We start from the raw sequence: 26,356 nt of genomic DNA, 5'->3' as shown, positions 1-26,356 counted from the left end.
TGTCCTTCGGTACGCCCGCGCGACGCGGCACCCGGGAGGTGTGCCGCGCCGCGCGGCGGTGTCAACGGCCGGCCGGACCCGGCCCCGGTGCGGGCGGCCGGAGCACGGCCAGCACCGGCAGGTGGTCGGTGGCGGCCCGCAGGTCGGCCCCGGTGACGCCGGGCAGCCCGTGCGGGACACCGCAGGCCAGCACCTCGATGTCGGGGGTGGCGAAGACGGCGTCGAGCCGCTGGTAGGGGTTCTCCGGGACGGAGGTCATCTCGCCGCCCCAGGGCGCCACCCGGTACCCGTCCTGGAGCCGGGCGGCCAGCGAGCGCCAACCGGGCCCGTCCGGGTGCTCGTTGAAGTCCCCGGCGATCACTCCGGGTCCCGCGTACCGCAGTTGCCCGGTGAGCAGTCCGAACTGCCGCAGCCGCTCGTCCGCGTCCAGGCTGAGGTGGCAGCTGGTGACGGTGAACGGCGCCGCGCCGGCCACCTCGACCAGCGCGGTCGCGAAGCCGCGCGCGTGCAGCCCCCTGGTCTTCGGCAGCAGCCGGTCGTGGACGGCCAGCACCCGGACGCCGGGCCGGCCGAGCAGCAGCGGCCCGGCGGCGATCCGGCCGCCGCCGCTCAGCACCACGGTGCCGGTCGCCCGGGCGAGCCGACCGGCCTGCCCCTCGGGGCGCCAGTAGCGCGGCGACTCCTGTACGCAGACCAGGTCCGGTTCGCAGGCCCGGATCACCCGGGCGAGCGCGCGCCGGTCGTCCCGCAGGGAGCGGATGTTGTAGCTGAGCAGCCGGATCCGGCCCGGTGCGGGCGGCGGCAGTTCGGCCGGTGCGGTGGTCATCGCTGGTCCTCCCCTGGGCGTCCCGGACGACGCTACCGCCCGGGAGGCCGGCGCCGCCGACGGCGCGGCATCCCGCGGGGGCGGGAAACGACGGCGGCCCGGTCCACGGGGAACCGGGCCGCCGGTCGGCGGTGCGGGAGGCGGGTCGGACCGTCCGGGTCAGACCGTACGGGCCAGGTCGGCCGCGCCGGCGATCCCGGCGGCCGAACCGGTCGAGGCGAGCACCACCTCGGCGCGCGGGCGGTGCACCCCGCCGGTCAGGTAGTGCTCGAAGGCCTTGGCGACCGGGTCGAGCAGCAGTCGGCCGGAGTCGGAGACGCCGCCGCCGAGGACGAACACGGCCGGGTCGAAGAGCGCCGCGAGGTCGGCCATCCCCCGGCCCAGCCAGTCGGCCAGCTCGGCGTAGCACTCCAGGGCGAGCGGGTCGCCCTCCTCGGCGGCCTGGGTGATGTGGATGCCGCGGATGGTCTCGGCGACGCCGTCGTTGAGCTCCAGCATCCGCTTGCCGCGCACGGCGTCCTCGGCGGCGTGCTCCCGGCCGTACCGGCGCAGGGCGCGACCGGAGCCGTACTGCTCCCAGCAGCCCCGGCCGCCGCAGCCGCAGGGCAGGCCGTCCGGGACCATGTTGAGGTGGCCGATCTCGCCGGCCACGCCGAACCGGCCCCGGTGCAGCCGGCCGTCCAGGACGAGGCCGCCGCCGATGCCGGTGCCGACGGTGATCAGCACCATGTCGCTGTGGCCGGCCGCGGCACCGAAGCGGTACTCGGCCCAGGCGGCGCAGTTGGCGTCGTTCTCGACCACCGCCGGCAGGCCGGTCAGCTCCTCGACCCGGCCGCGCAGGGGCTCGTCCTCCCAGGCGATGTTGGGGGCGAAGATCACCGTCGAACGCTCGCGGTCGACGAAGCCGGGGGCTCCGATGCCCGCCGCGGTCACGTCGGGGAACTGCTCCTTGAGTTCGCGCACGGCCTGCGCGATGGCGTCGACCGCCCACTGCGGGTCGGCCGGGGTGGGCACCCTGGTCCGGGCCAGGATCTCGCCGGCCTCGTCGACCACGCCTGCCGCGATCTTGGTCCCGCCGACGTCGACGCCGATGGTCAGAGCCATGTGTCCCTCAGCTATTCACTCGTTCCCGCTGGACGGAACGCTACCGCCCAACCATGCCCCCGTACACACCGTCGCATACATTAACCGAAGACAATCCCGGGCCAACCCGGCCCAGCTCCTTCAAAAGTCGTACATTTTCACCGGTGGCATCACAGGGTGAAGCCAGGACGTGACCCGGAGGGGATCAGGGGTTCACTGCTTGGCGGACGGTCCCTCAGCTGCGTCGTCGAGGTCCACCCGTTCGGCGCGGGCCGGCTCCCCGGCGGTCCAGCGGTGCTCGTGACCGACCACGGCGGCCCGGTAGGCGGCCAGCAGCTCGGCACCGGCGGCGGCCAGACCGGTACCGGCGGCGGCGAGGTGCCCGTACACCTCGGGCTGCTTCTCGCGCAGCCGGTCGGCGAGCCCGGCCAGCGAGATCAGGGTCTCGGCGCTCGCCTCCTGGGCCTTCTCGCCGACGACGGAGGCGAACCGGCGCACCTCGTCCACCAGCGGGCCCAGTTCCGGCCCGAACGGGTGCTCGGCGGTGGGCTCGGTCCGGTCGGTGGTGGTCATCGCGCGCGCCTCCTCAGCAACGGTGCCCGCACCCGCGGCCACCCGCCCCGACGCTACCGGACCCCGTCGGGCCCCCCGCACGGAAGACGAGCGCGCGCCCCGCCCCGCGCCCACGAGGGAGGCGAGGGGGCGGCAACACCGCCCCGAGCCGGAGGGGCGCGCCGGTGCCGAAAGGGAGAGCGTGAGGGAGCGGAGCGAGGGAGCGCCGACCGTCGGCGCCGGACCGAAGCGCCCCGGAGGCGAGCGGGCGACTAACGCGGCCAGAGGGCCGGATCGGGAGCGAAGCGGATCGACAGCAGCCCGTCCCGCAGGCCCGCGCCGGCGACCGTGCACCGCCGCAGCGCCGACGGAAGGGCCAGCACCCGGCGGTGCGCGCCCAGGCCGACCACCAGCTCGTCCCCGCGCCGGACCAGGTCCAGGTCCTCCCGCACGGCGCCGGGCAGCGCCAGGTGCCAGACCAGCAGGCCGTCCGCGGCCAGCCGGTCCTCGACGGTCCACGGCCCGGCGGCCCGTGCCTCCGGGCCGGACCCGGCACCGTAGAGGCGGTCGGCGACGGCCTCCAGGGTGGCCTCGGCGGGCCCGGTGGTCAGCAGCGGGATGCCGTCCAGGGTGGCGGCCAGCGCGGTCAGCTCGTCCCGGCGGCGACCGGCCAGGGCGGCCAGCCACGGGTCGGGCGATTCGGCGGCGGCGTCCGGCAGCACGCCGTGCACCACCACGGCGTCCGGGCGGTGGCCGTGCAGGGCGAGACCGGCCCGGATCCGCCGCAGTTCCGCGAAGGGGTGGGCGTCGGCGGCGGTGACCAGGCGGACGCTGGTGCCGGGCGAGGTGATCGCGGCGCGGGCCGCGGCGAGCGCGCCGGCGGCCTTGGTGCGGGTCTCGTACAGCCAGTCGGCAGGCATCGGGACCCCGGCGAGGCCGGCCAGCAGGGGCCGCAGGGCCCGGGCGGCCTGGCGCTGCTCGGGGACGAGCCGGGCCAGGTAGCGCTCCAGCTGCTCGGGCAGGGCGAGGGTGGCGATCAGGTCGGCCGGCGGCGGGGCGAGCACCACCAGGACCTCGGCCTCGACGGCGGGCAGCGCCCGGAGCAGGGCGAGCCGGGCGGTGCCGGGCAGCGCGGTGAGTTCCTCGGGATCCAGCGGGTCGGCTCCGAGCAGGTCGAGCGCGGGCTTGAGCCGGCCGCCGATCTCGTCGAGCGCGTGCCGGAAGGCGGCCTGCTCGTCGGTCCTGGCGACGGCCAGACCGGGCGCGTACCCGGCCGGCTCGGCCTCCAGCCGGACGCCGAGCACGGCGTCCAGGGTGCGGTGCGGGTCGTCGGCCGCGAGGAGCAGGGTGCGCCGGCCGCTCCGGGCGGCGTGCAGGGCGGTGGCGGCGGCCACCTCGGGTGCCGCCGGGTCGCCGCTGACCAGGATGGTGCGTGTCGCCGTCATGCCGTACCGCCCCTGTTCGTCCGCGCCGCCGGGCCTCAGCCCGCCGTGCCCGCGGCGGTGTCCTCGACCCGCTTCTTCAGACCGGCCAGGGCCCGGTCGATGATGACCTTCTCGGCCTTGCGCTTGATCATGCCGAGCATCGGGATCTTGACGTCCACCGCGAGCTGGTAGGTGACCTCGGTGCGGTCGGCGCCGAGCGGGGCCAGGGCGTAGGAGCCGTCGAGCGAGCGGAGCATCTGGCTGCGCACCAGGGTCCAGGCGCACTCGCGGTCGCCGTCCCAGGTGTAGGCGAGGACGTGCTCGTCGCGGATGGCACCGGCGTCGAGGACCAGGCGGACCTGGGCGGCGCGGCCGTCGTCGGCGGTCTCCAGGACCTCGATCTCCTTGACCTCGCCGGTCCAGGCCGGGTAGGCGGCGAAGTCGGCGATCACGGCCATGACCGTCGCCGGGGTCGCGTCGATGGTGATGCTCGACCTGGTGTGCTCCGCCATGGAATGGCCCTCCGCGTCGTCCCGTGCTGGTCCGGCCGAGGCTGCTCGGCCGGGTGCGCCCGGAGCAGGCTATCGCGCCCCGCGATCCGGCCGGTCCCTCGGTACGCCCCGGGGCGCCCGGGTGCGCCCCCGTCGCCGGAGCGCACGGTCCGTGGCCGACGGCTACCGGCCGGTCACCTCCGGGCTGCCGTAGGGTGCCATTCGAACGACCCGGTCCCGACCTGGTCGGAGGGGTCAAGGTGTGACACTTCGAACACCGGAGCCGACCCCCCTGGTCGAAGCTGCCTACCGGGCAGTAACGTCCTGCCGTCCCGCAGCGTCGCGAACGAGGAGCAGTCTTGCTCGACTTCAGCCTTCCGGCCCTCTACCAGGTACCGAGCGGCGGTAACCTCTCCGACCTCGTGCACCAGAACGCCGAGCGGCACCCCGATGTCGCGGTGCTCAGCCGCAAGGTGGACGGCCAGTGGCAGGAGTTGACCGCCGCCCAGTTCCAGGTCGAGGTCCGGGCGGCCGCGAAGGGCCTGATCGCCGCCGGTGTCGCGCCGGGCGACCGGGTGGGCGTCATGTCCCGCACCCGGTACGAGTGGACGCTGCTGGACTTCGCGATCTGGACCGCCGGCGCGATCACGGTGCCGGTGTACGAGACCTCCTCCGCCGAGCAGGTCGAGTGGATCCTCGGCGACTCCGGGGCGGTCGCGGTGTTCACCGAGACCGACACCCACACCGCCGTGGTCGCGGAGGTCCGGGACCGGCTGCCGGAGCTGCGGCACACCTGGCAGATCGAGGGCCCGGCGCTCGCCGCGCTGGCGGAGTCGGGCCGCGAGGTCACCGACGCCACCGTCACCGAGCGCCGCTCGGTGGCCGACGCCGACTCGATCGCCACCATCGTGTACACCTCGGGCACCACCGGTCGCCCGAAGGGCTGCCAGCTGACCCACGGCAACTTCATGGCCGAGTGCGGCAACGTGGTGGAGCGCCTGGCCCCGCTGTTCCGCACCGGCGAGAGCTCCGTCCTGCTCTTCCTGCCGCTGGCCCACGTGCTCGCCCGGATCGCCGAGATCGCCCCGGCGATGGCCCCGATCAAGCTCGGCCACGTCTCCGACATCCGGGACGTCACCGCCGAACTGGCCGCCTTCCGCCCGACGCTCATCCTGGGTGTGCCCCGGGTCTTCGAGAAGGTCTACAACACCGCCCGGGCCAAGGCGCAGGCGGACGGCAAGGGCAAGATCTTCGACAAGGCCGCCGACACCGCGATCGCCTACAGCCGGGCGCTGGACGCGGGCGGCGCGGGCCTGCTGCTCAAGCTCAAGCACGCCGTCTTCGACAAGCTGGTCTACAGCAAGCTGCGGGCCGCGCTCGGCGGCCGGGCCACCCACGCGATCTCCGGCGGCGCCCCGCTGGGCGAGCGGCTCGGGCACTTCTACCGGGGCATCGGCTTCACCGTGCTGGAGGGCTACGGCCTGACCGAGACCTGCGCGGCAACCGCCTTCAACCCGTGGGACAAGCCGAAGATCGGTACGGTCGGCCAGCCGGTCCCCGGCGCCGCCGTCCGGATCGCCGAGGACGGCGAGGTGTTCTTCAAGGGACCGCACGTCTTCACCGGCTACTGGAACAACCCGCAGGCCACCGCCGACACCCTGAAGGACGGCTGGATCGCCACCGGGGACATCGGCTCGCTGGACGACGAGGGCTATCTGACCATCACCGGCCGCAAGAAGGAGATCATCGTCACCGCGGGCGGCAAGAACGTCGCCCCGGCCGTGATCGAGGACCGGATCCGGGCGCACGCCCTGGTCGGCGAGGTCATGGTGGTCGGCGACCGCAAGCCCTTCGTGGCCTGTCTGATCACCGTCGACGAGGACTTCTTCCCGAACTGGAAGCAGCTCAACGGCAAGCCCGCCGGGGCCACGGTGGCCGACCTGCGCGAGGACCCGGACCTGCTGGCCGCGCTGCAGCAGGCCGTGGACGACGGCAACGCGGCGGTCTCGCAGGCCGAGGCGGTGAAGAAGTTCCGGCTGCTCGACACCGTCTTCTCCGAGGAGAGCGGCCATCTGACGCCCTCGCTCAAGCTCAAGCGCAACGTCGTGCTGAAGGACTACGCGGCCGACGTCGAGGCGATCTACCGCAAGTAGGACCGCCCGCCGCCCGTGCGGCCCGCCCCGGACCCCGGGGCGGGCCGTCCGCGCGTCTCAGCCCGCCAGCAGCGAGGTCAGCCGCCCGGCCAGCAGGTCCCAGCGCCAGGAGCGGTCCACCCAGCGCCGCCCGGCCTCGCCCATCCGCCGCCGCAGCTCCTCGTCCCGCAGCAGCCGGACGATCCGCTCCGCCGCCGCCGAGGGCGTGCCGCCCGGCACCACGTAGCCGGTCTCGCCCTCCAGCACCGCGTCCGGCGCGCCGCCGGAGTCCCCCGCCACCACCGGCAGACCTGTGGCCGAGGCCTCCAGGTAGACGATGCCGAGCCCCTCGACGTCCAGTCCGCCGCGCCGGGTGCGGCACGGCATGGCGAAGACGTCGCCGGCGCCGTAGTGCGCGGGCAGCTCCTCCCACGGCACCGAGCCGGTGAACCGGACGGCGGAGCGCACGCCCCGGGCGTCCACCAGCTTCTCCAGCTCCGCCCGGTACGGGCCGCCGCCGACGATCAGCAGCACGGTGTCCGGCACCTCGGCGAGGATCTGCGGCATCGCCTCGATCAGGGTGTCCTGCCCCTTGCGCGGCACCAGCCGGGAGACGCAGACCACCACCGGCCGGTCCGCCAGCCCGAGCCGCTCGCGCACCGCGGCACCGCCGGAGTCCGGGTGGAAGGTCCGCTCGTCCACGCCGGGCGGCAGCTGCGCCATCCGCGCGGCCGGCTCCGGGCCGACCGCGGCGGCGATCCGGGAGCGGGTGTACTCGCCGAGGTAGGTGAGCACGTCGGTGCCCTCGCCGATCCGGCGCAGCAGCTGCCGGGCCACCGGCAGCTGGGCCCAGGCGGCCTCGTGCCCGTGGGTCATGCCGAGCAGCCGGCCGGCCCCGGCCCGGCGCAGCGCGGGGGCCATCAGCCCGAGCGGCGCGGCGGCGCCGAACCAGACCGAGTCGCAGCCCTCCGCCCGCAGGATCTCGGCCGCCCGCCGGGTGACCCGGGGTGTGGGAACCATCACCTTCGTGCGGTCGCGGACCACCGGGAAGGGCTGCTCGGCGTCGAAGCGCGCGACCTCGGTGCCGTCGCGCCAGGTGGAGGCGTACACCACGATGCTTCCTGCGGGCTGACGGACGGCCATGTTGTGCACGAAGGCCTGGATGCCGCCGGGCCTCGGCGGGAAGTCGTTGGTGACGATCAAGGTCTTGTGCATCAGGCCACGGCTCGCTCGGTCGGGGGGTGCTCGGTGTACCGCTGGGTGATCCGTACGATAGGTCAACACGACGACCCGCCGGGAACGGATCCACGCAAGGCAACCGTTCCCTCCCCGGGTCTGTCCTAGGACAAGGGTGGTCGGCGCGTCCGGCCCGGCCCCGCGGTGGCGGCCGGCCCCGACCCCGCCCGGACTGCCCGGGCGTCCGTCGCGCGGCGCCGCCGACGGAACGTCCGAGACGAACGAGGGAGCGCAGTGGAGTTGGCCCCGGCCACCGAGTCCGGTACACCCAGCGGCGCCGAGGGCTCCGGCACGGCGCTCGCCGTGCGCCGCGAGCCCGTGCAGCGCACCACGCGCCCCTCCGGCCGTTCCGGCGCGCTGCTGGCGCTCGGCGCGAGCTGGGTGGCCACCCGGACGCTGCTGCTGCTCCTGGTCACCGGCGTGCTCCGGATGCCCGGCGGGGACATCACCGCCGACGTCTGGCTGATCTACCACGGCTGGTACGGCGTCCTGCAGACCGGCACCTTCCCGCTGGACGACGTGACCTGGCAGTACCCGCCCGGCGCCGCCCTGGTGATCCTGCTGCCCGGCCTGCTGCCCTGGTCGTACCTGGTGTCGTTCTGGGTGATCTGCGGCATCGCCGACGCGCTCGCGATGGGCCTGCTGGTCCGCACCGGGCTGCGCAGGGGCCGGGCGCTGACCGGCGCCTGGGTCTGGGTGGCCGGCGTCCCGCTGCTCGGCCCGATGATCTACAACCGCTACGACGTGATCGTGACCGCGATCGCGGTGGCCGGGCTGCTGGCGCTGATCCGCCGGCCGGCGATCGGCGGTCTGCTGCTCGGGCTCGGCGGCATCGTCAAGATCTGGCCGCTGCTCGGCCTCATCGGCACCCCCTCCGGCCGCCGTACCCGGCGGTCCTGGACGGCCGCGGCCGCCACGACCGCCTCGATCGGCTTCCTGCTGGCGGCGGGGATGAACGGCGCGTTCGAGTTCCTGACGTTCCAGAAGGACCGCGGCATCGAGGTGGAGTCGGTCGGCGCGCTGCCGATCCACTTCGCCCGGATCGCCGGGAGCTGGGACGGCAAGGTGATGATGAACTACGGCTCGGTCGAGATGCTCGGGCCGTGGGTGCCGCTGGTCAGCAAGGTGATGCTGGCGGGTACCGTGCTCGGCTTCGGCTGGCTGCTGCTCTGGCGGTTCACCGCGCGCCGGCGCAACGCCGCCACCATGTACGACGCGGCGCTCGCCGCACTGCTGATCTTCACCGTGACCAGCCGGGTGATCAGCCCGCAGTACCTGGTCTGGCTGGTCGGCGCGGCGGCGGTCTGCCTGACCGTGCGCGGCACCAGCCAGCGGCCGGTGGCGCTGCTGATCCTGGCCGCGACCCCGCTGACGCTGGTGGAGTTCCCGCTGGTCTTCGGCGACGTGGTCGCCAGCAGGCCCGGCGCGATCGCCGTCCTGACCGCCCGCAACGTGCTGCTGCTGGTCGCGACCGTGCTGTCCTGCGTCCGGCTCTGGCGCTCGACCCGGCGCACCGACCGGGTGCCGGCCACCGTGGTGCTGCCCCGCGCCGAGCCGGTGCCGGCCGTCTCGTTCTCGGTGCGGCCGGGCATCGCGTACGAGCAGGACCTGCTGGACGGCATGGACCGGCCCGCGGCGCCGGCCGCGCCCGGCGAACGGCGCTGACCGGGACGAGGCCGCACCCGGGGCGGACGCGGCCCGGCGTCCGCCGGGGCGCCCCGTCCCGCCGGGGCCCGGAACTCAGCCCGCCAGGGCCCGGACCTCGGCCAGCCAGAGGCGGGTGAACCCGTCCAGCCCGAGGCCCAGCCGGTCCCGGAACAGCCCGTCCAGCCACGCCTCCCGGTCCGCGCCGGGGGCGGCCGCGCCGACGGCCCGGTAGAGCGCCACCAGGCGCTGCGGGCCGTACCGGCGGGCGATCAGGTCGCAGGCCAGCCAGGACTGCTCGTAGGCCTGTGCCAGGCCTTCCCCGCCGGCCGTGAGCGCGGCGTCCGCGGGCAGCGCGGCGGGCAGCCGTCCGGCCGTGACGTCCCGGGCCAGCTCCGGCGCGATCTGCCGGGCCGAGCGCCCGGAGTCGCGGTAGCCGGTCCAGTCGGCGACCCCCTCGGACAGCCAGAGCGGGGTCCAGGCCCGGGTGTCGGCCCGGGTCGCCACGTGCACCGCCTCGTGGGTCACCACCACCTGCCGGCCGAAGTCGCTCAGCCGCGCGAACACCCCGGGGTTGACCAGCACCCGGTCGGCCGGGGCGTGCAGGGGCGCGCCGGGCGCCGAGACGGTGACCGCGGCGAGGTCCGACCAGCCGGGCCGGTCGTCCGCCAGCAGCCGCGCGAACTGCTCCCCCGTGGCGGGCAGTTCGAGCAGCAGCCGACCCGCCCAGGCGCTGCCCCAGAGCGCCTCGACGGCGGACACCGCCCGGTCGCCGACGGCGGCCGCCGCCGCGCGCGCGGCCTGCCCCGCGCCGTCCGCGCCGTCCACGTCGTCCACCCCGAGCACCAGGCAGCGCGCCCCGGCGGCGGCCCCGACCGGGCCGAGGTCCCACAGCGGCGGCGGCCCCCCGGCGGCCTCCTCGCGTTCGATCCGCCGGCCGGCGGCGGTGCGCAGCAGCGTCAGCCGGCGCGGGTGCACCACCGGCCGCTCGTCGTACCCGGTCACCGTGACGGTCAGTTCGGCGGTGGCGGTGGACCGCCCGGCCCGGTCCACCGGGCCGAGCAGCAGGTTCCGGTAGTCGGCGCGCAGCGGCAGCGGGGGCGGCCCCTCGCCCAGCGTCCGGGCCCGCCCGGCGAGCAGCGCCGAGACCTCGGCGTACTCGTCCGAGGCCGCCGCGGCGGGCCGCGCGGGGACGGCGCCGGGCAGCGACAGCTGGGCGAGGCCGCCGGCCGCGAGCAGCAGGGCGGTGCGCCGGGACGGGCCTCGGCCGCCGGCACGGTCCGGGCGGCTCAGAGCCGGATCACCCCCGAGACCGGCATGGCGTTGACGCTCTCGTAGCGCACCCGGGCACCCGGGTAGGGGGCGTGCACGATCACCCCGCCGCCGGCGTACATCCCGACGTGGTGCATGTCCCGGTAGAAGATCACCAGGTCTCCCGGCCGTGCTTCGGAGATGCCGACCCGCCGGCCGGCGTACGCCTGGGCCTGCGAGGTGCGCGGCAGGGTCACTCCCGCCTGCCGCCAGCTGTAGTACATCAGACCGGAGCAGTCGAACGCCTTGGGCCCGGTGGATCCGTAGACGTAGGGCGAGCCGATCATCCGCACCGCGGCGGCCAGCGCGGCGCCGCCGCGTTCGGAGGCGGGCGGGGTGGTGCCGAGGTCGAGCCGGTCGGTGCCGCGGGTGGCGCGCTGCTCGGCCTCGCGGGCGTCCTGGGCGGCGAGCCGGGCGCGTTCGGTGGCGCCGAGGCTGTTGAGCAGCCGCTGCGCCCTGGCGAGCCGCTGCTGGATCTGCTGCTTGCCGTCGGCCAGCGCCTTGCGGGTCTGTTCCAGCTCGGCGAGCTTCGCCGAGGCCTCGGCCCGGCGCTGGTCGAGCACCCGCTGACGGCCCAGCACCTCGTGCAGGGTCTCGTTCTGCCGCTCGGCGGCCTGGTCGAGGGTGCGGGCCCGGGAGAGGTAGCCCTCCGGGTCGGTGGAGAGCATCAGCTGGACGGTCTGCGCCATGCCGCCGCCCCGGTACTCCGCGCCGGCCACGGTGGCGAGGTCGCCGCGCAGCTGGTTGAGCTCGTCCTGGGAGACGGCGATCTGCTGCTGGAGCGTGCCGGTCTCGTGCTGGAGCCGCTGCTGGGCCTCCTGGGCGGCGTTGAAGCGCTCCGAGGCCTGCTCGGCCTCGTCGTAGAGCTGCTCGACCTGGGCCTTGACGTCCTTGCGGTTCGCCGGGGCGTCGGGCGCGCCGGGAGCCGCCTGCGCGGTGCCGCCGGTCGCCACGCCCAGCGCGGTGGTGGCCGCCGCGGTGAGCACCAGCGCCCGGGCGAGCGTGTGAGCACCTGACAGCGGGGAACGGCGGTGCGCGGTCATTCGACGTCGGCTCCGATCCTGGGCCCGGACCCGCCGCCGCACCGGACCGGTCGGCTGTCGAAGCGGGCATCCGGTGGCAGACGTTAGCGAGTCAGGGCAACCGTTTCCAAACCCCTCCGAACCCGAATATTCGGTCACCGATCGGACATCAGACCGGTTCGCCCACCGGGCCTTCCGGCGACCGGGCGACGACCGGGGGCAAAGCCGCAGGCCCGGCCTCCCCTCGGGGAGACCGGGCCTGCCGGGATTCTGCCGACCCGGGGGTCAGAGGCGCACGATGGTGTTGACCGGCATGTTGGACGCCGACTCGTAGCGGACCGACGCGCCCGGCTTCGGGGCGTGGATGACCTGGCCGCCGCCGACGTAGATGCCGACGTGGTGGCGGTCGCCGTAGAAGATCACCAGATCGCCGGGCTGGGCCTGGGAGATGTCCGAGCCGATCCGGGTCCCGGCGTTGGCCTGCTCCTGCGAGGTGCGCGGCAGCGACACACCCGCCTGGGCGTACGCCCAGCCGGTGAGGCCGGAGCAGTCGAAGGAGTTCGGGCCGGTGGCGCCGTAGACGTACGGGGCGCCGAGCTTGCTCTCGGCGGCGGCGATCGCGGCGGCGGCGCGCGAGCCGTTGGCGGCCGGCGCGGCCGGCTTGGCGGGCGCCGAGGCGGCGGGAGCCGGGGAGCTCAGGTCGCTGCGGCTGGTGTCGCGGGTGGCGCGCTCGGCGTCCGCCTTGGCCTTGGCGACCTTGGCGGCCTCGGCCTTGGCGGCGTCCGCCTTGGCCTTGGCCTCGGCGGCGGCCTTCTCCTCGGCCGCGCGCAGGGCCTGGCGCTCCTGCTCGGTGAGCGTGTTGAGCAGCTGCTGGGCCTTCGCCAGCTTGCCCTGGACCTCGTCCTTGGAGGTCTTCAGCTGCTGGGTGGTGGACTCCAGCTCACCGAGCTTGGTCTGGGTCTCGGTGCGGTCCTGGTCGAGCCTGCGCTGCTGCTCCTGGAGCTCCTTCAGCGCGCCGGACTGGGTGGAGCCGGCCTGGTTGAGGGCGTCGGCCTGGCTGAGGAAGTTGTCCGGGCTGGCGGACAGCATCAGCTGGACGGTCTGCGATATGCCGCCGGTGCGGTACTGCTCGCCGGCGATCTCGGAGAGGCCGCCCTGGGCCTCCGTCACCACGGCCTGCTGGCGGGCCACCTTGTCCTGCAGCTCGGCGACCTGCTTCTGCAGCTCCTGCTGCTTGGCCTGGGCGCCGTTGTACTTCTCGGTCGCGACCTCGGCCTGCTCGTTGAGCTGGTCGACCTGCTCCTTGACCTGGTCCTTGGTCGGCGCGGGGTCGGCGTGGGCGCCGGACTGCGCGGAGAGGGCGACGGCAGCGGCGGCGAGACCGGTCATGATCGAGACCCGGGTGCGGCCGGCGGGCTTGGGACGACGATGGGACGCCACGAAGGCGGACTCCTTCTTCCTCATCCGCCTACCGGGTGAGCTGACGGGTTCGGGCGGAAGCGTGCCCTACGACGCCTCACCGTCCGCGCGAGCGGCCGACCTGGCGCCGATTCACCCCGGAGGAACGTGGTTCCCCGGCTCCGCTCCACAGCGGACCCCCGACTGCTGGGTCTGGTTCGGGCGGGCACCTGCGGCCCCGCCCGGCTGCTTCGCGAACTCGGCGGCGAACCCCACCGCCACCCAGGCTGGGTGATCGACTGTGCGAGGTTCGAAGCACGACCCTAGTAACAGATCCGTGATCCGTTCAAATCCTTGTCAGAAAAAAGCCAGAAGAATACCCAAGTTCCTTTGTGAATATGACCGAGTGTGATCACATCCCCACATCAGGCTGATCATTTCCACCTGGACGGCCTAATGCCCGACCCAAACCCCAACGCCACCCCCGGTCGGGGGTGGCGCTGATCACAGGGGCCGGAAACCGCCCCCGGGGGTGTCGTGGCGGAGCGTCAGACCCGGCGGATCGCGTTGATCGGCATGGCGTCGGCCTTCATCACCTTCACCACGTCACCGGTGTGCGGCGCGTGCACCACCATGCCGTTGCCGATGTACATACCGACGTGGCTGCGGTCGGCGCGGTAGATGATCAGGTCGCCCGGCTGCGCCTCGGCGAGGGACGGCACCCGGCTGCCGTAGTTGGCCTGCGCCTGCGAGGTGCGCGGCAGCGAGACGCCGGCCTTGGCGTAGGACCAGACCATCAGGCCGGAGCAGTCGAAGGTGTTCGGGCCGACGTCGCCCCAGCCGTACGGGGAACCCTGCTTGCTCATCGCGTTGGCGACGGCCGACCCCGCCATGCCACTGGCCTGGGGCAGGCTGGCCGGGTCGGTGCGCTCGCTGCCGCGCGAGGCGCGGTCGGACTGCTGCTGCGCCGCCTTGACGGCCGCGCGGTCGGCGGCGCTGAGCGAGTTCAGCAGCTCCTGCGCCTCGCGGAGCTTCTTGCCGACCTCGGTCTTGGACTGGTTCAGGTCCTTGGTGGTGCTGTCCAGCGAGGCCAGCACGGCGGCGGCCTCGGCCTTCTGCTGGTCGAGCCGGCGCTGCTGGTCCTGCAGCCCCTTGAGCGCCTCGGCCTGGCTGGAGCTGGCCTGCTGCACGCTGGAGGCCTTGTCCAGGTACCCGGACGGGTCGGAGGACAGCATCAGCTGGACGGACGGGTCGATGCCGCCGGTGCGGTACTGCTCGCCCGCCACCGCGGCCAGCCCCGACTGAAGCTGGGTCATCTGCTCCTGGCCGCGCGCGACCTGGTCCTGGAGCTGGTCCGCCTGCTTGCGCAGCTGGTCGGCCCGCTCCTTGGCGCCGTTGTACCGCTCGGTGGCCTGCTCGGCCTCCTCGTTCAGCTGGTCGATCTGCGCCTTGACGTCGTCCTTCTTCGGCGACGGGCTCGGCGCTGCGTGGGCGGCGACCTGGGCGGAGAGAGCGACCGCGGTCGCAGCGGCCGCGGTGAGCACGGAGACCCGCGCGCGGCTCGGCTGCTTGGGACGGCGGTGGGAGGCCAAGAGGACCGGCTCCTTCTTCCAATGGCCTCACCCGTTGGGGTGAGAATCCGGAAAATAGGTTTGACGCCAGACCCTAGTGAAGATCCACGTTTCGCGCCACTCCCACGATTGCGTGAACCTGCCGCCCGCACCCGGACTTCACGAAACCCGCACAAGACCGCAATCCCGGCGCTGACCAGCCGTCATTGCCGTCGGCCCGCGCCGCGCGGGACCTACGGACGGGCCAGCCGGTTCAGCAGCAGCACCGAGGCGACGGGGCGCGCGCCGGCCTTCCGCACGCCGTCCGCGACCTCCTTGTCCGCCGACACCACCACCACCGGGCGGCCCTGCGGCTCCGCCCGGACCAGCCGGCGGATCAGCTCGTCCGCCGTCTCGCCGGTCCGGCTGAACCGCACCCGCACCCCGCGCGGCGGCGCCATGATCACCGGCACGTCGAGGTCCTGGCCGTCGAACACGCAGGTGACCTCCGCCTGGGTGCGCTGCGCCAGCATCGCCAGTCCGCCCAGCAGCCGGATCCGCTGCTGCTCCAGCGGCAGCGTCGGATAGCCCGTCTTGGTGACGTTGTAGCCGTCCACCACCAGATGGACCTGCGGGATCGCCAGCAGCTGGTCCAGCAGCGCCGGGTCGTCCTCGGCCAGCCCGCGCCGCGCCACGTCGTGCGGCGAGGCCGAACCCGGCACCACCGCCTCCACCAGGTCCGCCGGGCGGATCTGGGAGACCGGCAGCGCCAGCTCCCGCTGGAGGCCCTGGGCCGACTGGAGCACGGTGTCCAGCAGCAGCCGCAGCCGCATGTCCTCGACGCCGCGCCCCTCCCGGGCAGAGCGCCGGCCCTGCTCGGCGGAGTTCTCCAGCTCCGTGACCCGGTGCCGCAGCCGCCGCGCCTCGGTCTCCGCCGCGCCGCGCTCGGCCGCCGCCTGCGTCCTGACCGCCTCCAGCTCGGCGGCGACCTTCCGGGTCTCCGCCTGGGCCCGCCGGGTGTCGCTCTCCAGCGAACGCAGCCGCCGGCGCAGCGACTCGGCCTCCTTGCGGACGTCCTCCGACTCGGCCCGCTGCCGCTCCAGGTCGGACCGCGCCGCGGCCCGCAGCTCGGCCAGCTCCGCCTGCAGCTTCTCGACCAGCCGGGTCGCCTCGGCGACCGCGCCCTCGGTGCCGGCCCGCTCGGCCTCGTCGCCGGCCTCCGCGACCAGCCGGCTCCACCCGGCGGAGCGCACCAGGTAGGCGGCCGCCGCCACGTCCATCGGGTCGGCGGCGCCCGGCACGGTGCCCGCCTCCAGGGCCCGGACCAGGTCCGGCTGACCCAGCCGCAGCCGCTCCGCTATCCGCACCCGGAAGGCCGGCTCCGCCTCCAGCGCCGCGGCCAGCGCGGTCGCCGCGTACTTGGCCCGGCGGGCGGGGGTGAACTTGGCGTACTGGCGCAGCGACTGGGGCAGTTCGCCGAGCGGCAGACCGCCGAGCGCGTCGGAGGCCAGACCGACCACCCGCCGGCGCACCCCCTCCGGGAGCGGCCGGTCCAGCGTCTCGGCGACCGGCCCCGACACCTCCGGCCCGTCCGGTCCCGCCGACGGGTCCGGGCCGCCCGCTCCGCCGTCCGCTGCCGCCGGCTCCTCACCGGCGCCGGACTCCTCGCCCGCGGGCGCCTCCGCCGGGGCCCCGGCGCCGGAGGGGGCGGCCACTGCCGCGTCCGGCGCCTGCGCGTCCACAGCGGGCTGCCGCCCCTGCGGCCCGGCGGGCTCCTTCGCTGCGTCCACCACGTCCTCGGCTCCGATCCTGGTCCAGCGGGGTACGGCCGCAGGCCGCCACCCCCGTCACACTCCGCGCGTTCTCTCTGTATTGTCCCGTGCGGCGGGCGGCCACGCCGCTCACCGCCCACCGCACGGACCGGGCGGTCAGCCCTGCCCGGGAGCGCCGTCCGCGCCGTCCGCGCCGGGACGGGCCACCAGCTCGACCTGGTCCACGGCGTTGCACCAGCGGCAGCGCACCGACTCCACGGTCTCGCTGAGCACCTGGGTCTCCTCGACCTTGGACTCGCCGGCCAGGTCGAAGTGCAGGAACTCGGTCACCCGGGCGGTCCGGGTCACGTCGAAGCGGGTCAGGTTTCCGCAGAGCGTGCAGCGCCAGCGCGTCTCGGCGGTCAGAGCGGGGACGGTCATCGGGGGTCCTCTCGGGTGGTCCCGGAACGGGCTCAGGCGCTCCCCCCGGAGCCCCGGCGTCGGCGGCGGGAGGCGGGAATGCCCGCCCCAAGCCTATTGCCTGGGGCAACCTTCCCGGCCACCGGCCGAGCACTCCCGGGCGGTAGCCCACCTGCCGTAACCACGCGGTGCCCGCCCGGAACCGGGGGGATGCTGGAGCCCATGGCGATCCCGGTCCCCCACCCCGGCGCGCACCGCGGCCGACCGGCCGCCGCCGCTCCGGCCGTCTGCTACGCGCTGATCGCGCTGAACACCGCGGTCTTCCTGCTCGGACCGGCCGCGGGGCTCAACCCCCTCTACGGCCGGGACCAGGTCCGGGTCTGCGCCGAGCAGCGCTACGAGCAGCGCTGGGGGGCCGTCCCCGCCGAGCTCCTGACCGGTCACCCGCTGACCGCGGACCAACTTGCCGAGGCCCCCGAGCCGGTGCCCGGCTGCCCGGCCTCGGCGACCCCCGGCAAGCACCCGGCGCTGTCCGTGCTCAGCGCGCTCTTCCTGCACGCCGGCTGGCTGCACCTGCTCGGCAACCTGCTCTTCCTCCACGTCTTCGGCCCCACCGTGGAGCGACGGCTCGGCCGCCCCCGGTTCCTCCTCTTCTATCTGGCGGCCGGCGCGCTGACCACCTACGGCTTCGCCCTGGCCGAGGCGCACTCGGCGGACTCGACCCGGGTGCTGATCGGCGCCTCGGGGGCGATCTCCGCCGTGCTCGGCTCCTACCTGCGCTTCCACCCGCACGCCCGGGTCACCACGCTCGTCCCGCTGCTGCTCTTCCTGCCGCTGCGGTTCCCGGCCTGGCTGGTCCTGGGCCTCTGGTTCGCGCTCCAGTGGTGGTCGGTGCACTCCGCCGGACCGGGGGTGGCGTACCTGGTGCACGTGATCGGCTTCGTGGCGGGCTTCCTCTACGCCTGCACCCTGGCCGAGCGCCGCACCCGCCCCCGCCGGACCCTCCGCCGCCCCACCCGCCCGGGCCGCACCCGCCCCCGCGACGCCGTGACCGACGCCCGCTACCCTGGCGGCACCTCACAAAGGAGTACGCCACCGTGATCACCGCCATCGTCCTGATCAAGACCAGCGTCGACCGCATCCCGGAGATCGCCGAGGCGATCGCCGCCATCGAGGGCGTCAGCGAGGTCTACTCGGTGACCGGCGGCTACGACCTGGTCGCGATGGTGCGGGTGCGCCGGCACGACGACCTCGCCGAGGTGATCCCCGGCCGGCTGAACAAGGTCCCGGGCGTGGCGCACACCGAGACCCAGATCGCCTTCCGCACCTACTCCCAGCACGACCTGGAGGCCGCGTTCGCGATCGGCCTGGAGGAGTAGCGGCCGACCGCGGGCCCGCCGGGCCGAGGGTCCCCGACGGGGCCTCAGCCCTCCCGGCGGGTGTCCGCGACGCAGCGGCCGCCCTCGTTCCGGTAGCTCCACGCCGCGCCGTCCGTGACCAGCTCGCGGACGGCGGTCAGGAACCGGTCCACGTGCTCGTCCGGGGTGCCGGCGCCGAAGCTCACCCGGATCGCGTTCAGGCTGCGCTCGCCCGGCAGTGAAGCCTCCGGCGCGCCGCACTCGGAGGGCGCGGCCTCCTCGTCGCCGAGCAGCGTGCGCACCAGCGGGTGGGCGCAGAACAGACCGTCCCGCACGCCGATGCCGTACTCGGCGGACAGCGCGGCCGAGAAGTGCGAGCTGTTCCAGCCTTGGACGACGAAGGACAGCACGCCCACCCGGTCGGCGTCGGCACCGAACAGGTTCAGCACCCTGACCTCGGGGATCTCCGCCAGACCGGCCTTCAGCCGGGCTACCAGCACCCGCTCGCGCGCCTCCAGCGCGTCGAACCCGGCCTCGGTGAGCGCCCGGCAGGCGGCCGCGATCGCGTACACGCCGATGACGTTCGGGGAGCCCGCCTCGTGCCGGGCCGGGCCGGTGTGCCACTGCACGGCCACCGAGCCGTCGGTCTCCCGGGCCACGGTACGGGTGGCGCCGCCGCCGGCCAGGTAGGGCTCGGCCTCGTCCAGCCAGTCGGCCCGGCCGGCCAGCACCCCGGCGCCGAACGGCGCGTACAGCTTGTGGCCGGAGAAGGCGATCCAGTCGACCCCCAGCTCGCGCACCGAGACCCGGTGGTGCGGGGCCAGCTGCGCGGCGTCCAGCACCACCCGGGCGCCGTACCGGTGGGCGGTCCGGGTCAGCTCGGCGACCGGCCAGAGCTCGCCGGTGACGTTCGAGGCACCGGTGACGCAGAGCAGCTTCGGGCCCTCGGGCGCACCGGCGAGCGCGGCGTCGAACGCGGCGACCGCCTCGGCGTGCGAGCGGGGGGCGCGCAGACAGGTGACGGTCAGACCGGCGTGCGCCCACGGCAGCAGCGAGGCGTGGTGCTCGGTCTCGAAGGCGAACACCTGGGTCCCGGCCGGGACGGCGCCGGCCAGCAGGTTGAGCGAGTCGGTGGTGGCGCGGGTGAAGACCACCTGGTCGCCCTCGCGCAGGTCCAGGAACTCGGCGACGGTCCGGCGGCTCTGCTCGAACAGGTCGGTGGAGAGCTGGGACAGGTAGCCGGCGCCGCGGTGCACGCTGCCGTAGTACGGGGCGTAGGCGGCGACCTCGTCCCAGACCCGCTGGAGCGCCGGGGCGCTGGCGGCGTAGTCGAGCGCGGCGTAGGCGACCTTGTCGCCGTTGGCGAGCGGGACCTCGACGTCGTGGCCGAGCACGGCGAGGGGGGTGCTGAGATCGGTGGCGAGAGACATGGGGATGCACTCCGTCTACGGGTCAGGGACCCCGGGAGTGCGTGATGATCCGGGTGTCCGCGCTTGCCACGCGGACGGCTCGCCGCACGGCCCGGTCCTCACCCAGGGCACCCCGCCACGGACGGAGGGTTGCCGGACAGCAAGCTGGGGCTTGTCGCTGTCGCTCATGACCTGGCCAAGACTCTAGGTCGGCTCCACCCCTCGGTCAAACAGCGGTCCACATCCCGGACACACGTCGGGGCCCACCGGGAGGATTCCCGATGGGCCCCCAACGGCCCTGTCACACCCGGGCGGTGGCCTCGGACCAGTGCTTCAGCAGGTCCCGCGCGGCACCCGAGTCGACGGCCGCCGCGGTACGCCGCATGGCCGCGCCCAGCTGCTCGGCGAGCGGCGCGTCGGTGAGGTCCAGCGCCACCAGCGCGGCCGCCGCGTTCAGCAGCACCGCGTCCCGGACCGGACCGTGCTCCCCGGCGAGCATCCGGCGCGCGACCTCCGCGTTGTACGCCGGGTCCGCGCCGCGCAGCGCCTCGATGCCGACCGGCTCGATGCCGACCTCGCGCGGGTCGAAGACGGTCTCGGTCACGGCGCCGTCGCGGACCACCCACACCCGCGAGGTGGTGGTGATGGTCAGCTCGTCCAGTCCGTCGTCGCCCCGGAAGACCAGCGCGGTGGCACCGCGCCGGGCGAGCACCCCGGCGATCAGCGCCGCCAGCCGGGTGTCGAAGCAGCCGATCGCGTGCGCCGTCACCCGGGCCGGGTTGGTCAGCGGCCCCAGGATGTTGAAGGCGGTGGGCACCCCGAGGTCGCGCCGGGCCGGCGCGGCGTGCCGCATCGAGGGGTGGAAGGTCGCGGCGAAGCAGAAGGTGAGCCCGACCTCCTCGGCGATCTCGGCGACCCGGCGCGGCCGGAGGTCCAGGCTGATGCCCAGCTTCTCCAGCACGTCCGAGGAACCGCTCGAGGAGGAGGCGGCCCGGTTGCCGTGCTTGACCACCTTGGCACCGGCCGCGGCGGCGACGATCGCCGACATGGTGGAGATGTTGACGGTCTTGGCCCGGTCGCCGCCGGTGCCGACGATGTCCACCGCCGGGCCTGGGATGTCCAGCGGCTCGGCGTGCGCGTACATCGAGTCGACGAGTCCGGAGATCTCCTCGACCGTCTCGCCCTTGGCCCGCAGCGCCACCATGAACCCGGCCACCTGCACCGGGGAGGCCTCGCCGCTCATGATCCGGTCCATCGCCCACGCGGTGGCCGAGCGGTCGAGGTCCTCTCCCCTCAGCAGCGCCGACAGGATGTCCGGCCAGGAGCGGACCACCTGCGCGGGGTCGCTCCCACCGTTCGCAGGCTGCACGTTCACCATGGCTGACTCCGGCTCTCGCTGCCCCGGCTACCCGGGGAAGGACGTGGGGACGGAGTCAGCCTATCGAGCGGCGGCCCGCCGGGGCTCCGCCGTTCACCCTTCTTCTCTCGCAGTGAGACGCCGGGTGGAACGCCGGACCGAACGCCGGGTGGAACGCCGGACGGAACACGGGCCGGGGACCCGACCTAGCGGACGGCGGGCGCCCGCTTGGCCAGCCTGGCCCGCAGCAGCGTGGCGGCGGCCTCCGCCAGCGCCACCGGGTCCACCGGCTGGGAGATCGCCGCGTCGGCCCGGCTCCAGGCGGCCAGCCAGGAGTCCTGCGGCCGGCCGATCAGCACCAGCACCGGCGGGCAACCGTAGATCTCGTCCTTCAGCTGCCGTCCGAGCCCGAGCCCGCCGGCCGGCACCGCCTCGCCGTCCAGGACGCAGAGGTCGACGCCGCCCTTCTCCAGCGCCTTGAGCACCGCGGGGGTGGTCGCGCACTCCAGGTAGGCCAGCTCCGGGAGGTCCTCCGCGGGCCGCCGCCCGAGAGCGGTCAGCACCTGCTCGCGGGTGGTTCGGTCGTGGCTGTAGACGAGAACGGTCAGCGTCTCGTCGGTCGTGTGCGCCATGGGCCCTGCTCCCTCACGTGTGATCCGGACCACGTTCGCCTGTCCCCGGATGCTACTCCCGATCACCGCCCGCCGAGCCCCTCCCGCGCGATCTCGTCCCGACCGCGCCGCGTCCGCGACTGGTCCGGCCGGAGCAGGGCGCGTCACCCCCGCCCGCGCGGTCCACCCGTACGGCGGACGAGTGGAACTTCCCCTTACCCCCGAAGCCCCCCGGACGCCCGCCACGACACGCCGGACGGGGTCCGGACGGGCCCTTCGAGCAACCGTCAGAAAAGGGACACGCCGCTGCTCAGCGGCAGTCCGGACGCCCCGTCGGGCCCCAGGGGGGCATACCGCACGCACCGGACACTCCGAGGGTGACCCCCCGACGTGAAGACGGAATAAGGGACCGACATAATGTCCGTCGTGGCGACAGCAACAGCAGTAGAAACCGGGCACGCGCACGGATCGGTCAACCGGCCGAACATGGTCAGCGTCGGAACGATCGTCTGGCTCAGTTCCGAGTTGATGTTCTTCGCGGCCCTCTTCGCGATGTACTTCACGCTCCGCTCCGTCAAGGGGCCGGAGTTCTGGACCGAGAAGGCGCACGCCCTCAACGTGCCGTTCTCCTCGGTCAACACCACGATCCTGGTGCTCTCCTCGCTCACCTGCCAGCTCGGCGTCTTCGCCGCCGAGCGCGGGGACGTGAAGAAGCTCCGCTCGTGGTTCGTCATCACCTTCGTGATGGGCGCGATCTTCATCGGCGGCCAGATCTTCGAGTACACCGAGCTGGTCAAGAAGGACGGCCTGTCGCTGTCCTCCGACCCGTACGGCACGGTGTTCTACCTGACCACCGGCTTCCACGGTCTGCACGTGACGGGTGGTCTGATCGCCTTCCTGCTGGTCCTGGGACGGACGTACGCAGCCAAGCGCTTCACGCACGAGCAGGCCACCGCCGCCATCGTGGTGTCGTACTACTGGCACTTCGTCGATGTCGTGTGGATCGGCCTGTTCGCGACCATCTACCTGATCAAGTAACCAGCTGATCAGGTCGCTGGCCACCGGCCCCGGGTCCCGCCCTCACCGGCGACGGCCCGATTTCGCCGGTGGCGACGCTCCCACCGACCGACCGCGCGCGCAGCCTTGGACAGGCAGCCTCGTGCCGGCCAGACCGGCCGCCGGGTGCACCCACCAGTCGACCAGATCCTGACACCGGGGTTATTCCGTGAAAAAGCTCTCCGCACGACGGCGCCACCCACTGGCGGCGCTGGTCGTCCTACTTCTCGCCCTGGCGGCAACCGGGGGGCTGTACGCCGCGTTCGCGCCCGCCGGCAAGGCGCAGGCCGACGTGGCGGCGCAGTCGCTCGCGATCGATGAGGGCAAGAAGCTCTTCGCCGTGGGCTGCTCCTCCTGCCACGGCCTGAACGGGCAGGGCAGCAGCGACGGCCCGAGCCTGGTCGGCGTCGGCTCCGCCGCGGTCGACTTCCAGGTGGGCACCGGCCGTATGCCGGCCCAGCAGCCCGGCGCCCAGGTGCCGCGCAAGCCGAACATCTACTCGCAGGCGGAGATCGACCAGCTCGCCGCCTTCGTCGCCTCGCTCGGCCCCGGTCCGGTCACGCCGACCGAGGAGCAGTACACCTCGACCAACCCGGACGACCTGTCCAAGGGCGGCGAGCTGTTCCGCACCAACTGCGCCCAGTGCCACAACTTCGCCGGCCAGGGCGGTGCCCTCACCCAGGGCAAGTACGCCCCGTCCCTGGAGGGCGTGGACGCCAAGCACATCTACGAGGCCATGCAGACCGGCCCGCAGAACATGCCGTCGTTCCCGGACACCACCATGCCCGAGGAGCAGAAGAAGCAGATCGTGGCCTTCGTCCGCCACACCACCAACGATGAGCCCAACCCCGGCGGTCTCACGCTCGGCAGCCTCGGTCCGGTGACCGAGGGCCTGTTCGGCTGGATCTTCGGTCTCGGTGCGCTCATCGCGGTCGCGATCTGGGTCGCCGCCCACACCACCAAGGCCAAGAAGTCATGAGCCACGACATGTCAGAAGAGAAGCTCCCGGAGTCCCACGGCTCCGCCGGGCACCACGAGGTGGCCGCCCACGGCGATCCGTTCGCCGACCCGGGCCTGCCGGCCCACGAGCCGCGTCGCACCGACATCGACGAGCGGGCCGCCAAGCGGGCCGAGCGCCAGGTGTCGCTGATGTTCGTCGTCTCGATGCTCGCCACGATCGGCTTCATCGCCTCGTACGTGGCCATCGACCCGGACAAGATCGTCTACATCTGGCCGCTGGGCCACGTCAGCGCGCTGAACTTCGCGCTCGGCATGACCCTCGGTGTCGCGCTGTTCCTCATCGGCGCGGGCGCGGTCCACTGGGCCCGCACCCTGATGTCGGACCACGAGATCCCGGCCGAGCGTCACCCGATCGAGGCCGACGACGAGGTCCGCGCCGACGTCATCGAGCAGTTCCGGACCGGTGCCGCGGAGTCCGGCTTCGGCCGCCGCAAGATGATCCGCAACACCCTCATCGGTTCGATGGCCCTGGTGCCGCTGTCCGGTGTGGTCCTCCTGCGCGACCTGGGCCCGCTGCCCGAGGACAAGCTGGAGCACACCGGCTGGGAGGAGGCGACCGACGCCAAGCCCCTGCAGCTGATCAACATGAACACCAACCAGCCGATGAAGGCCGAGGACATCATCACGGGGTCGCTGACCTTCGCGATGCCCGAGGGCCTGCACACCCATGACGAGGACTTCCAGCAGCGCATCGCCAAGGACGCCCTCATGCTGGTGCGCATCGCGCCGGAGGACATCAAGGACGACAAGTCCAAGGAGAAGGGCTTCGAGGGCATCCTCGCCTACTCCAAGATCTGCACCCACGTCGGCTGCCCGATCAGCCTGTACGAGCAGCAGACCCACCACGCGCTCTGCCCCTGCCACCAGTCGACCTTCGACCTGGCGGACGGCGCGCGCGTGATCTTCGGCCCGGCCGGCCACCCGCTGCCGCAGCTGAAGATCACCACTGACGAGAAGGGCTTCCTGGTCGCCCACGGCGACTTCGACGAGCCCGTCGGCCCGAGCTACTGGGAGCGTGCTCGATGAGCAGTACGAGCAGCACCACCTCCGGCGCCAAGCCCGCCAGCACGCGCGCCAAGCCCGCGAACAAGTGGGAGCAGGCCGCGGACTGGACGGACGGTCGGCTGGGGATCTACTCCCTCGCCAAGACCAACCTGCGGAAGATCTTCCCGGACCACTGGTCCTTCATGCTGGGCGAGATCTGCCTCTACACCTTCATCATCATCATCCTGACCGGTGTCTACCTGACGCTGTTCTTCAAGCCCTCGATGGGCGAGGTCATCTACAACGGCTCGTACATCCCGCTCAAGGGCATCCCGATGTCCGAGGCGTACGCGTCGACGGTGGACATCAGCTTCGAGGTGCGCGGCGGTCTGCTGGTCCGCCAGATCCACCACTGGGCGGCCCTGGTCTTCGTCGCGGCGATGTTCGTGCACATGATGCGCGTCTTCTTCACCGGCGCGTTCCGCAAGCCCCGTGAGATCAACTGGGTCTTCGGCTTCCTGCTGCTCGTCCTGGGCATGTTCGACGGCTTCTTCGGCTACTCGCTGCCCGACGACCTGCTCTCCGGCACCGGTATCCGGTTCATGGAGGGCGCCGTCCTGGCGACCCCGCTGATCGGCACCTACGTCCAGATGTTCCTGTTCGGGGGCGAGTTCCCCGGCCACGACATCGTGCCGCGGTTCTTCACCATCCACGTGCTGCTGATCCCGGGCATCATGCTCGGCCTGCTGGTGGCGCACCTGATCCTGGTCTTCTACCACAAGCACACCCAGTGGGCGGGCCCGGGCAAGACCGAGAAGAACGTCGTCGGCATGCCGCTGATGCCGGTCTACATGGCCAAGGCCGGTGGCTTCTTCTTCCTGGTGTTCGGTCTGATCGCGGCCATCTCGGCGATCGCCTCGATCAACCCGATCTGGGCGTACGGCCCGTACCGTCCCGACCAGGTGTCCACGGACGCCCAGCCGGACTGGTACATGGGCTTCTCCGAGGGCCTGATCCGCATCATGCCGGGCTGGGAGGTCAGCCTGTGGGGCCACACCCTGAACCTCGGTGTGGCGATCCCGCTGATGGTCCTCTTCCCGGCGGTGCTGGTCTCGATCGCCGCCTACCCCTTCATCGAGGGCTGGATCACCGGCGACAAGCGCGAGCACCACATCCTGGACCGCCCGCGCAACGCCCCGGTCCGCACCGCGCTGGGTGCCGCCTGGATCAGCCTCTACCTGGTCCTGCTGGCGGCGGGTGGCAACGACCTGTTCGCCACCCACCTGCACCTGTCGATCAACTCGGTCACCTACTTCGTCCGCGTGGGCATGTTCGTGGTCCCGGTCATCGTCTTCATCGTCACCAAGCGCTGGTGCCTCGGCCTCCAGCGCCGCGACAAGGAGAAGGTGCTGCACGGCCGCGAGACCGGCGTCATCAAGCGCCTGCCGCACGGCGAGTTCGTCGAGGTGCACGCCCAGCTGCCGCAGAAGGACCTGCACAAGCTCACCGCGCACGAGCAGATCGAGCCGTTCGAGCTGCCGGCCGAGACGGACGAGAACGGCGTGGCCAGCAAGGCCAACGTCCTCGACCGCACCCGGGCGAAGCTCTCCCGCGGCTTCTACGGCGAGGGCAGCCAGATCCCCAAGCCGACCTCCGAGGAGCACCACGAGATCACCAGCGGCCACGGCCACCACTGATCCCGTACGCACCCCGCGTCGCAC

At 73.5% G+C, this 26,356-nt stretch carries 23 protein-coding genes and 2 riboswitches; of the genes, 8 read left to right on the top strand and 15 right to left on the bottom strand.

The genetic code is table 11. From position 1 onward, the window contains the following. Positions 1 to 61 precede the first annotated feature (61 nt). The 5 genes from ACIPYS_RS02115 to ACIPYS_RS02095 form a co-directional block, all read right to left on the bottom strand. Complete coding sequence (locus ACIPYS_RS02115) at positions 62 to 826, bottom strand: endonuclease/exonuclease/phosphatase family protein (RefSeq protein WP_400741986.1); 765 nt, start codon at positions 824 to 826, stop codon at positions 62 to 64. Between the two features lie 159 nt (positions 827 to 985). Beyond that, complete coding sequence (locus tag ACIPYS_RS02110; RefSeq protein WP_400741983.1) at positions 986 to 1,930, bottom strand: ROK family glucokinase; 945 nt, start codon at positions 1,928 to 1,930, stop codon at positions 986 to 988. Positions 1,931 to 2,122: 192 nt separating this feature from the next. Beyond that, positions 2,123 to 2,482, bottom strand: coding sequence for a DUF5304 family protein (locus ACIPYS_RS02105; protein WP_093862339.1), 360 nt, complete (start codon positions 2,480 to 2,482; stop codon positions 2,123 to 2,125). 251 nt (positions 2,483 to 2,733) lie between these two features. Further along, a complete protein-coding gene (locus ACIPYS_RS02100) occupies positions 2,734 to 3,906 on the bottom strand; it encodes an ArsA family ATPase (RefSeq protein ID WP_400741979.1) in 1,173 nt (390 codons plus the stop codon). A 35-nt stretch (positions 3,907 to 3,941) separates the two neighbouring features. Then, on the bottom strand, positions 3,942 to 4,397 hold the full coding sequence (locus ACIPYS_RS02095) for an SRPBCC family protein (RefSeq protein ID WP_093862337.1): 456 nt from the start codon (positions 4,395 to 4,397) through the stop codon (positions 3,942 to 3,944). A gap of 338 nt (positions 4,398 to 4,735) precedes the next feature. Between ACIPYS_RS02095 and ACIPYS_RS02090 the strand changes: the two genes are divergently transcribed. Continuing rightward, the gene (locus ACIPYS_RS02090) at positions 4,736 to 6,529 is read left to right on the top strand and encodes an AMP-dependent synthetase/ligase (RefSeq protein ID WP_400741975.1); all 1,794 of its coding nucleotides are present in this window, start codon (positions 4,736 to 4,738) and stop codon (positions 6,527 to 6,529) included. Between the two features lie 57 nt (positions 6,530 to 6,586). Here the strand turns inward: ACIPYS_RS02090 and ACIPYS_RS02085 are convergent, their stop codons facing one another. Continuing rightward, the gene (locus ACIPYS_RS02085; protein WP_400741972.1) at positions 6,587 to 7,723 is read right to left on the bottom strand and encodes a glycosyltransferase family 4 protein; all 1,137 of its coding nucleotides are present in this window, start codon (positions 7,721 to 7,723) and stop codon (positions 6,587 to 6,589) included. 255 nt (positions 7,724 to 7,978) lie between these two features. Here ACIPYS_RS02085 and ACIPYS_RS02080 point away from each other — a divergent pair, with 255 nt between their 5' ends. Then, complete coding sequence (locus ACIPYS_RS02080; protein ID WP_173862141.1) at positions 7,979 to 9,409, top strand: glycosyltransferase family 87 protein; 1,431 nt, start codon at positions 7,979 to 7,981, stop codon at positions 9,407 to 9,409. Positions 9,410 to 9,484: 75 nt separating this feature from the next. Here ACIPYS_RS02080 and ACIPYS_RS02075 read toward each other — a convergent pair whose 3' ends face one another. The 6 genes from ACIPYS_RS02075 to ACIPYS_RS02050 form a co-directional block, all read right to left on the bottom strand. Beyond that, positions 9,485 to 10,441: a hypothetical protein gene (locus ACIPYS_RS02075; RefSeq protein ID WP_093862334.1), complete on the bottom strand. Its 957-nt coding sequence runs from the start codon at positions 10,439 to 10,441 to the stop codon at positions 9,485 to 9,487. A 236-nt stretch (positions 10,442 to 10,677) separates the two neighbouring features. Beyond that, positions 10,678 to 11,742 carry a C40 family peptidase gene (locus tag ACIPYS_RS02070; protein WP_093862333.1) on the bottom strand — a complete coding sequence of 355 codons (1,065 nt, stop codon included), beginning with the start codon at positions 11,740 to 11,742 and terminating at the stop codon, positions 10,678 to 10,680. Between the two features lie 264 nt (positions 11,743 to 12,006). Further along, positions 12,007 to 13,161: an NlpC/P60 family protein gene (locus tag ACIPYS_RS02065; protein WP_400741967.1), complete on the bottom strand. Its 1,155-nt coding sequence runs from the start codon at positions 13,159 to 13,161 to the stop codon at positions 12,007 to 12,009. 10 nt (positions 13,162 to 13,171) lie between these two features. Further along, positions 13,172 to 13,324, bottom strand: a riboswitch (cyclic di-AMP (ydaO/yuaA leader). Between the two features lie 343 nt (positions 13,325 to 13,667). Then, on the bottom strand, positions 13,668 to 14,711 hold the full coding sequence (locus ACIPYS_RS02060; RefSeq protein WP_093862332.1) for a C40 family peptidase: 1,044 nt from the start codon (positions 14,709 to 14,711) through the stop codon (positions 13,668 to 13,670). Positions 14,712 to 14,923: 212 nt separating this feature from the next. Further along, the gene (locus tag ACIPYS_RS02055; protein ID WP_400741963.1) at positions 14,924 to 16,462 is read right to left on the bottom strand and encodes an NYN domain-containing protein; all 1,539 of its coding nucleotides are present in this window, start codon (positions 16,460 to 16,462) and stop codon (positions 14,924 to 14,926) included. A gap of 135 nt (positions 16,463 to 16,597) precedes the next feature. Then, positions 16,598 to 16,861: a hypothetical protein gene (locus ACIPYS_RS02050; RefSeq protein ID WP_093862331.1), complete on the bottom strand. Its 264-nt coding sequence runs from the start codon at positions 16,859 to 16,861 to the stop codon at positions 16,598 to 16,600. 201 nt (positions 16,862 to 17,062) lie between these two features. Here ACIPYS_RS02050 and ACIPYS_RS02045 point away from each other — a divergent pair, with 201 nt between their 5' ends. Both ACIPYS_RS02045 and ACIPYS_RS02040 read left to right on the top strand, forming a co-directional pair. After that, a complete protein-coding gene (locus tag ACIPYS_RS02045) occupies positions 17,063 to 17,941 on the top strand; it encodes a rhomboid family intramembrane serine protease (RefSeq protein WP_400741958.1) in 879 nt (292 codons plus the stop codon). After that, positions 17,938 to 18,219, top strand: a complete 282-nt coding sequence (locus ACIPYS_RS02040) for an Lrp/AsnC ligand binding domain-containing protein (protein WP_030391503.1) — start codon at positions 17,938 to 17,940, stop codon at positions 18,217 to 18,219. The genes ACIPYS_RS02045 and ACIPYS_RS02040 overlap by 4 nt, the downstream gene beginning before the upstream one ends. Before the next feature lie 44 nt (positions 18,220 to 18,263). Here ACIPYS_RS02040 and ACIPYS_RS02035 read toward each other — a convergent pair whose 3' ends face one another. The 3 genes from ACIPYS_RS02035 to ACIPYS_RS02025 all read right to left on the bottom strand — a co-directional run bounded on the left by ACIPYS_RS02035 (position 18,264) and on the right by ACIPYS_RS02025 (position 21,596). Continuing rightward, complete coding sequence (locus ACIPYS_RS02035) at positions 18,264 to 19,628, bottom strand: aminotransferase class V-fold PLP-dependent enzyme (protein ID WP_400741954.1); 1,365 nt, start codon at positions 19,626 to 19,628, stop codon at positions 18,264 to 18,266. Between the two features lie 54 nt (positions 19,629 to 19,682). Continuing rightward, positions 19,683 to 19,800: riboswitch (SAM riboswitch) on the bottom strand. 108 nt (positions 19,801 to 19,908) lie between these two features. Continuing rightward, on the bottom strand, positions 19,909 to 20,985 hold the full coding sequence (gene trpD, locus ACIPYS_RS02030; protein WP_093862328.1) for an anthranilate phosphoribosyltransferase: 1,077 nt from the start codon (positions 20,983 to 20,985) through the stop codon (positions 19,909 to 19,911). A gap of 185 nt (positions 20,986 to 21,170) precedes the next feature. Then, complete coding sequence (locus ACIPYS_RS02025) at positions 21,171 to 21,596, bottom strand: hypothetical protein (RefSeq protein ID WP_093862327.1); 426 nt, start codon at positions 21,594 to 21,596, stop codon at positions 21,171 to 21,173. 396 nt (positions 21,597 to 21,992) lie between these two features. Between ACIPYS_RS02025 and ACIPYS_RS02020 the strand changes: the two genes are divergently transcribed. The 4 genes from ACIPYS_RS02020 (at position 21,993) to ACIPYS_RS02005 (ending at position 26,332) form a co-directional block, all read left to right on the top strand. Continuing rightward, positions 21,993 to 22,613: a heme-copper oxidase subunit III gene (locus ACIPYS_RS02020; protein WP_030301107.1), complete on the top strand. Its 621-nt coding sequence runs from the start codon at positions 21,993 to 21,995 to the stop codon at positions 22,611 to 22,613. A gap of 187 nt (positions 22,614 to 22,800) precedes the next feature. Beyond that, entirely contained in the window at positions 22,801 to 23,610 is an 810-nt protein-coding gene (locus tag ACIPYS_RS02015; protein WP_093862326.1) for a c-type cytochrome, read from the top strand. Further along, positions 23,607 to 24,677: a ubiquinol-cytochrome c reductase iron-sulfur subunit gene (locus ACIPYS_RS02010; protein WP_093862325.1), complete on the top strand. Its 1,071-nt coding sequence runs from the start codon at positions 23,607 to 23,609 to the stop codon at positions 24,675 to 24,677. Before ACIPYS_RS02015 ends, ACIPYS_RS02010 begins: the two co-directional genes overlap by 4 nt. Continuing rightward, positions 24,674 to 26,332, top strand: coding sequence for a ubiquinol-cytochrome c reductase cytochrome b subunit (locus ACIPYS_RS02005; RefSeq protein WP_093862324.1), 1,659 nt, complete (start codon positions 24,674 to 24,676; stop codon positions 26,330 to 26,332). Before ACIPYS_RS02010 ends, ACIPYS_RS02005 begins: the two co-directional genes overlap by 4 nt. Positions 26,333 to 26,356 lie beyond the last annotated feature (24 nt).

This window comes from Kitasatospora sp. NPDC089913, assembly GCF_044748625.1.
Lineage (GTDB): Bacteria > Actinomycetota > Actinomycetes > Streptomycetales > Streptomycetaceae > Kitasatospora.
Note: the sequence above shows the minus strand (reverse complement) of the source record. Positions and strands in the feature narration are given on the sequence as shown.